At 60.1% G+C, this 7,414-nt stretch carries 5 protein-coding genes and 3 tRNA genes; 5 read left to right on the top strand and 3 right to left on the bottom strand.

All coding sequences use genetic code 11. The annotated features are described in order from the left end of the window. Positions 1 to 90: 90 nt before the first annotated feature. Together CHU70_RS03670 and CHU70_RS03665 are read right to left on the bottom strand one after the other, a co-directional pair. Positions 91 to 164, bottom strand: a tRNA-Asp gene (locus tag CHU70_RS03670). Between the two features lie 14 nt (positions 165 to 178). Then, a tRNA-Glu gene (locus CHU70_RS03665) sits at positions 179 to 254 on the bottom strand. Positions 255 to 454: 200 nt separating this feature from the next. On the opposite strand from CHU70_RS03665, the gene CHU70_RS03660 reads away from it, so the two are divergent. Then, complete coding sequence (locus CHU70_RS03660) at positions 455 to 985, top strand: NUDIX domain-containing protein (protein WP_070643090.1); 531 nt, start codon at positions 455 to 457, stop codon at positions 983 to 985. 75 nt (positions 986 to 1,060) lie between these two features. On the opposite strand, the gene CHU70_RS03655 is transcribed toward CHU70_RS03660, so the two are convergent. Further along, a tRNA-Lys gene (locus CHU70_RS03655) sits at positions 1,061 to 1,133 on the bottom strand. Positions 1,134 to 1,349: 216 nt separating this feature from the next. Here CHU70_RS03655 and CHU70_RS03650 point away from each other — a divergent pair. The 4 genes from CHU70_RS03650 to cydC are packed head-to-tail and all read left to right on the top strand — an operon-like array spanning position 1,350 to position 7,291. Beyond that, positions 1,350 to 2,939 carry a cytochrome ubiquinol oxidase subunit I gene (locus CHU70_RS03650; RefSeq protein WP_070643088.1) on the top strand — a complete coding sequence of 530 codons (1,590 nt, stop codon included), beginning with the start codon at positions 1,350 to 1,352 and terminating at the stop codon, positions 2,937 to 2,939. Positions 2,940 to 2,958: 19 nt separating this feature from the next. Continuing rightward, positions 2,959 to 3,975 (top strand): cytochrome d ubiquinol oxidase subunit II, encoded by a 1,017-nt coding sequence (cydB, locus tag CHU70_RS03645; protein WP_016421374.1) that lies wholly within the window; start codon positions 2,959 to 2,961, stop codon positions 3,973 to 3,975. 29 nt (positions 3,976 to 4,004) lie between these two features. Continuing rightward, complete coding sequence (locus CHU70_RS03640) at positions 4,005 to 5,555, top strand: ABC transporter ATP-binding protein/permease (RefSeq protein ID WP_016421375.1); 1,551 nt, start codon at positions 4,005 to 4,007, stop codon at positions 5,553 to 5,555. After that, positions 5,552 to 7,291 carry a thiol reductant ABC exporter subunit CydC gene (cydC, locus tag CHU70_RS03635; protein ID WP_016421376.1) on the top strand — a complete coding sequence of 580 codons (1,740 nt, stop codon included), beginning with the start codon at positions 5,552 to 5,554 and terminating at the stop codon, positions 7,289 to 7,291. The genes CHU70_RS03640 and cydC overlap by 4 nt, the downstream gene beginning before the upstream one ends. The last annotated feature ends 123 nt before the right edge of the window (positions 7,292 to 7,414 follow it).

The following is a 7,414-nucleotide window of genomic DNA, read 5'->3' as shown; positions in this document are numbered from 1 at the left end:
CACTTTTCTTTACTTAACCCCCGACGCCCAGCGCACCACTAACCAAAAGCAAAAAACGCCAGCTCCAACCGGAACTGGCGTTTAGAATTGCGACCCTGACGGGACTTGAACCCGCGACCTCCGCCGTGACAGGGCGGCGCGCTAACCAACTGCGCCACAGGGCCATCATGATTTTTAGTGGTACTCCCAACGGGATTCGAACCCGTGTTGCCGCCGTGAAAGGGCGGAGTCCTAGGCCTCTAGACGATGGGAGCCCGACTTAACGCTGCAAAGAGTTGCCCACTCAGTGGCACACTCCGCGTACACCTGCAGTGTATGAACATTGCATTTGCGCGCGCTCTTGGCAACGTAAAGAACTATAGAGGATAAGTACCCTTTTCCCAAAATCCACGGTTGAACTGGAGTTTCTTACTATTTCCGCGGACGCTACTAGTACTCAGATAAGCTCGCAACTATGGCAATTCCGGATTTCATTGTTCAGCTCCGTGAAAAAGTGGGCCACGCTCCGCTCTGGCTCCCCGGTGTCACGGCTATCGTCATTCGCGATGTTCCGCCGAATGCACCGATGTACGCCTTGCCCGAGGTCTTGCTGGTTCGTCGCTCCGATAATGGTGAATGGACCCCAGTCACCGGAATTATCGACCCGGACGAGCAGCCTCACGACGCCGCCGTGCGAGAGGTAAAGGAAGAAACGGGACTCGATGTCACAGTTGAGGCCCTGCTTGGAACTGGCGCCGTTGGCCCTATCGAACACCTCAACGGCGATGTTTCCTCATATCTGGATATCTCCATGCGCTGCAGTGTTGTTGGCGACGACGTCCCCTATGTCGCTGATGATGAATCCACTGATGTCGGATGGTTCCAGATCTCACAGATGCCACCGATGAAGCCACGCTTCCGCTTGATAGTCGCCGATGCAGTGGCGCAGCTTAAGCACCCGGCGGGCTTCAAGCCACGGATGGGCTACCACAAGCGGGAGAAGTAGGTGCCACAGAGGGCAAATACAGGCAAGATACTACAAAACCCCAGGCTGTTGATGACCTGGGGTTTTGCGTGCTTGTGGGCCCTGCGGGGCTCGAACCCGCGACCTGCGGATTAAAAGTCCGTAGCTCTACCAGCTGAGCTAAAGGCCCGCGCAACAAAATAGCCTAGCAATTACGCGCTTGTTTTTAATAATTGCCCTCCGGAGTTTTGCCCTGCCCGCGTCGATAAGTTCACACCCCGGAACTTTTTACCCCTCCTGTCCGACTGAATTAATAAGCAGGAATACTGCGGGCACTTGATGCAGGCTTCGACAAATCCGACGAAGTACACGCATCGTTTATGTCTACTTTTTCAGTCGAGGAAACATGGATGTCGTCGATATATCTCGTTGGCAATTTGGCATAACCACCGTCTACCACTTCATTTTTGTCCCACTGACAATTGGTCTAGCTCCGCTCGTCGCGCTCATGCAGACACTGTGGGCCACGACGAAAAATGACCTTTGGTACCGAGCGACGCGGCTTTTCGGCACCATCTTCATTATTAACTTCGCCATGGGCGTAGCCACGGGTATCGTCCAGGAATTCCAGTTCGGTATGAACTGGTCGGAGTACTCCCGCATGATCGGTGATGTCTTCGGCGGCCCGCTGGCTCTTGAAGGCCTCATCGCATTCTTCCTGGAATCCACTTTCCTGGGACTGTGGATTTTCGGCTGGGGGCGTATTCCCACCTGGATGCACACGCTCTCGATTTGGATTGTCGCTATTGCGGTGAATATCTCGGCGTATTTCATCATCGTCGCCAATTCGTTCATGCAGCATCCTGTAGGCGCGGTCTACAACCCGGAAACCGGCCGCGCAGAGCTTACAGACTTTGGCGCACTGTTGACCAACTCCACTGCCTTGGCAGCTTTCCCGCATGCCGTGGCCAGCTCTTTCCTTACCGCCGGCACGCTCGTTGTCGGCGTCAGTGGCTGGTGGCTGGTTCAGAGCCGCCGCGGTGGCCAGAGCAATACTGTTCACGAACGGACGTTTCACAAGTCCATGAAGGTCGGGCTCTGGACAACTGTGCTCAGCTCGCTGGCGGTGTTTATCACCGGCGATATCCAGGCCAAGCTTATGTTCGAGCAGCAGCCGATGAAGATGGCATCGGCCGAGTCCCTGTGCCACACGCAGACAGATCCAATGTTCTCGATTCTGACCGTCGGTACGCACAACAATTGCGACTCGGTGCTGCATCTCATCGAGGTGCCATGGGTGCTGCCTTTCCTGGCCGAGGGCAAGTTCAGTGGCGTCACGCTCCAGGGCGTGCAGGACCTGCAAGAAAAAGCTGAGGCGGTCTTCGGCCCAGGCAATTACTCTCCGAATCTGTTCGTCACATACTGGTCTTTCCGCGCCATGATTGGGCTCATGGTCGGTTCTCTGGCTATCGCGTTTTTCGCTTGGCTATTTACTCGCAAGGGGCGCGTGCCGACGGGCAAGCGAGCCCGCATTTTCGCCGCTTGCAGTATCCTCGCGATTCCGTTCCCGTTCTTGGCCAGCAGCGCTGGCTGGATCTTTACGGAGATGGGCCGTCAGCCCTGGATTGTGCACCCGAACCCGGATCACGCGGGCGACCCGCGCACCGAGCTGATTCGCATGACCGTCGATATGGGTGTGTCCGACCACGCACCGGCCACGGTGATTATCACCCTGGTGGGCTTTACCCTGCTCTACCTGATTTTGGCAGTGGTGTGGTTCTGGTTGATTCGCCGCGCAGTTATTGCCGGACCTCCGACCGAATCCGCTGAGGCTATCAACGCCATCGGCAATGACCCCGAGCACGCTGGCCCGTCGTCACCAATCGCTACCAATCTGGGCGCGATCATCTCGTCTCCGGTTCGATTCAACAAGGTCCATGCCCAGTCCGCTGCCAGCCCCGACTCCGAAGTCTCCGCGACTGAGGACACAAAGTAGATAAGGATGTATCTCTGACATGTTCGGATTAGATCTTCCCGTTTTGTGGTTTGTCCTGATCGCGTTCCTGTTCGCCGGCTACTTCCTTCTCGAGGGCTTTGACTTCGGCGTCGGAATGCTGCTGCCGTTCGTTGGCCGCGATGAACCGCGTCGTAAAGCGATGCTCGGAACTATCGGGCCGGTATGGGACGGCAACGAAGTGTGGCTAATTACCGCTGGCGGCGCGCTCTTCGCGGCGTTTCCGGAATGGTATGCGTCTATGTTTTCCGGCTTCTACCTGCCGCTCTTCCTGATTCTGGTGGCGTTGATTGTCCGTATCGTCGGGCTGGAATGGCGCTTCAAAGTCAACGATGAGCACTGGCGCGCCTGGTGCGACCGCGCGATTATCTTCGGCTCCTGGCTGCCTCCAATTCTGTGGGGCGTAGCGGTCGCGAACCTGGTGCGCGGTGTCCCGCTGAATGCCGACAAGAACTTGGACTCCGGCTTTAGTACCCTGCTCGGGTTGCTGAACCCGTACGCTCTGGTCGGCGGGATTGCGTTTGCGGCTGTGTTCGCTCTTCACGCAGTTACGTTCCTGCGGCTGAAGACCGCCGGCAAGCTACGCGACGAGGTCGGCAACGCCGCTCGAATTCCGGCACTGTCGGCGCTGATTTTTGGCGGCGTGTTCCTCATCTGGACACAGTTGGGATACGGAAAGACCTGGCTGTGGGCTGTTGTCGTTATCGCCGTCGCGGGGCTGGTCATTGCCATCTCCGCAACCGTAGGCAACCGCGACGGCATCGCTTTTTCCGCAACCGCCGTCACCGTGACTGCCGTCACCACCGTTGTCTTCGGCGCCATGTACCCGTACCTGATGCCGACGACGCTTGCCGACGGCGTCTCCCTCGATATCTGGAATTCCGCCTCTAACCCTTACACGCTGAAAATCATGACCTGGACCGCGCTGGTGATTACCCCACTGGTGATTGCCTACCAGGCGTGGACATACTGGGTATTCCGCAAGCGGTTGATGGCTGAGCGTAAGGTCTCGCAGTAGACCGTCCGTTGGAGGTTAGTTTCTAAAAAGTGGCACCTGTCGATCCGAAACTATTCAAGCTGTCGGCCCCAGCCTGGCGTTGGGTCATTTTCGCGGGCGCACTGACCGCCGCGAGCACAGGTGCCACAATCGCGTTGGGGCTGGCAATCGGCACTATTACGGCGCAGGTTCTGGGTGAGGCAACTCCTAATTGGACATTATTCGCGCTGATAGCCACGGCCGCTGTACTCGTTCGGGTGGCCTGCTCCTACGCGCTCGTGCGTTTCGGCCAATCTGCGGGTGCACGCGTGGCCACAGACCTGCGCAGCCGGGCACTGCGAGCCCTGGCTCTGCGCGATCCTCGCACTGTCGACACCGCGCACTGGCGCGCATTGCTTTCGGTCGGGCTCGATGGTGTGGCCGTCTACGTGGCGGAATTCCTCCCCGCACTGGTGGCCGCAGCGCTGGCTACCCCGATGGCACTGGTCGCAGTCGCATGGTTGGACCTCCCATCGGTTGCCATCGCGGTTGTCACGCTGCCACTCATTCCACTGTTCATGTGGCTGGTAGGTCGCCTCACTGAGGGCCACACAGAACGCCGTCTGGCCGACATCGGCACGGTGCGTGGTCAGATTCTCGACCTGGTCATCGGCCTGCCAACGCTCAAAGCGCACAACATGGCCGACACCCCCAGCGAGGAAATCAAGCGCCTGTCGACCCGCCACCGGAAATCCACCATGGAGGTCCTGCGCATCGCTTTCCTATCCGCGTCGGTCCTGGAATTCCTCACCACCCTGTCAATCGCCCTCATCGCCGTCGGCATCGGTTTCCGACTTCTGGGAGGCCACATGACGCTGGCAACCGGCCTGGCAGTGCTCATCATCGCCCCAGAAATCTATGGCCCGGTGCGCCAGGTTGGCCAGAAATTCCACGCCGCCCAGGACGGTGTGGTCGCTGCCACCGAAGTCACGGAACTGTTAGACAAGGACGCTGGCCAGACTCCAAACTCCACAGACACCACCTCTGAAACTGTGGAAGAGGTGGCCGAAGGAACGTCGTCAAGCAGTGTCCACAGCGCCCCCACGGTCGTGTTCGAACGCCTTTCCGCGCCGGGGCGAGACGGCGTGCGGCCAAGTGAATTAAGCGCCATCGCGCAGCCAGGCACAGTGACGGTGCTGGCGGGGCCGAACGGCGTGGGCAAGACGACAGCGCTGCTTGCGGTCGCCGGCATCGTGCACGAGGGGTTGGAAGGCTCCGTAACTATTCGCGACGGCCAGCGCATTCTCCGTGACCAGGATCTGCTGCGGCGCATCGCGTGGCTGCCCCAGCGCCCAGTGTTGGACGCAGCGACGGTGGGAGACAATTCGCGGCGCTCGCTCGGGCAACGTCAGCGGGAGGCGCTTCGGCGCGAGCTTGCCGACGACACCCGCGACCTCGTCCTCCTCGATGAACCGACAGCTCACCTGGATGCCGACAGTGCGCAGTCCGTGATTAGGCTCCTGCACGCACGTGCCCGGCGCGGAGCCACAGTGATTGCCACCAGCCATGATCCGCTGTTGATTGCGGCCGCCGACGGCGTGGTGGAGGTGCAGTCGCGATGACTACTCTGCAAGCGCTTCGTCGCCTGGTGAAACCCCGCGACCTGGTGTGGCCGGTGTTGGCGGGCATCATCACGCTGCTGTCCGCGCTGAGTCTGACCGTGGTGTCGGCGTGGCTGATTACGCGTTCTTGGCAGATGCCACCGCTGATGGACATCACCTTGGCGGTGACGTCTGTGCGCGCGCTGGGTATTTCGCGAGCTGCGTTTCGATACCTCGACCGGTTGGTCTCCCACGATGTGGCGTTGCGCACCGCCGAGCGCTCGCGCGTGAAGCTATGGGAGCATTTCGTGGCCGACCGTACGCTGGCGCTGCGTGAGCGTTCCGATATTGTCACAGCGCTTGGGGCGAATATTGACGCACTTGCCGATGCCGTCGTGCGATCAATAGTGCCCGCATTGGTGGCGCTGATGACCTCTCTCATCGCCGTCATTTTTGTGGCTCTACTCTCGCCTGCCGCTGCGGTTCTCCTGGCGGTGGGACTGCTTCTGGCCGGCGGTGTTGCTCCTTACCTGACGTATCGCACCACTGCGCGCTCAAGTCAGCGTCGCGCGGCCGCGCTTCAGTCGCATGCCGCTGCCGTCGAAGCGCTGCTTTCCGACGCCGCCGGCCTGCGTATCCACGGCCAGTTGGATGAGGCAGTCTCTGCCGCGTCATCCTCCAGCAAAACGGTTGCGGCCATCGATGACGCCGCAGGTCGAGCAAATGCCCGCGCCTCCGCACTGAGCACCGCGGCTAGCGTGTTGACCGCTGTCCTGACCGTGGTCGTAGCGTCGTGGTTAGTGACGGATTCGGCCGGGGGCGCTGGCGGCGGTTTGCTGCACTCTCCCGAGTGGCTGACGGTTCTGGTTCTGGTGCCGCTGGCGGCTTTTGAGTCGGTTGGTCCGCTGCCAGCTGCTGCGCAAACACTGGCGCAATCGAGGGAAGCCTTGCTGACGCTCGCGTCAAGTGCGAGTGAATCAGGGGAAGCGGATGCCATGCGCTCAGCCCCAGTCCCCACAGCGCCAATCCACACGTCCCCGCTCGCTCAGAACCACCTGACAGTTCGGCCAACTCTGCAGGTTCAAGACTTAATCGTGGGCTACCCCGACGACAACAGTTCGAATACTGCGGAAGAGCCCGCTGCCCAGCCAGCTCAACTGCCGATGCAAAACTTCGAGGTCACCTTTGGCGACTACCGGGAGATCACGGCGCCGTCGGGAAGCGGAAAGACCACGCTGCTGAAGACAATCGCCGGACTAATCCCGCCGGTTGCGGGCACGGTGACTATCACTGACGGAGACGGACGTGAGCTGTGGCGCAGTGCGGCAAGTGCCGGAGAGCCCCACGTAAACACGGAGCAGTGCGACTTGGTGCGTTTTATCGCCGAGGATGAGCACATTTTCGCCACGACGGTGCGGGACAACATCTCTATTGGTAACCCGCAGGTCAGCGACGATGACATCTACTCCGTACTGGACGCCGTGGGCCTGCGCAATTGGGTCGATGCCGCACCCGACGGCCTGGACACGATTCTGGACAGCGGCGCGGACAGTCTCTCGGGTGGTCAGCGGCGCAGGCTCATTCTCACCCGGGCACTTGTCAGCACAGCGCCAATCCTGCTTCTCGACGAACCCACCGAACACCTCGACGAAGAGTCGAACCACATCCTGGAAATTCTTCGGAATACCACCGACCTGCCCGGTGGGAGGGGTCGCCGGACGGTGATCGTCGTCAGGCATCCGCGGACGCAGCGCTAACCGGGGCGATTCAACCGGCCGCCCAAAACAGATTCGAAAACGGCAGTTCAGCGTGACACAATACTGTACGTGTTAGATACCTCCACGAGTCCACTCAGCGCCGCCAAGCCCGCCGATGCCACG

The organism is Corynebacterium sp. LK10 (assembly GCF_008042455.1).
Taxonomy (GTDB): Bacteria; Actinomycetota; Actinomycetes; order Mycobacteriales; family Mycobacteriaceae; genus Corynebacterium; species Corynebacterium jeikeium_D.
The sequence above is the reverse complement of the archived record's forward strand: the minus strand, read 5'-3'. Positions and strand labels throughout refer to the sequence as shown.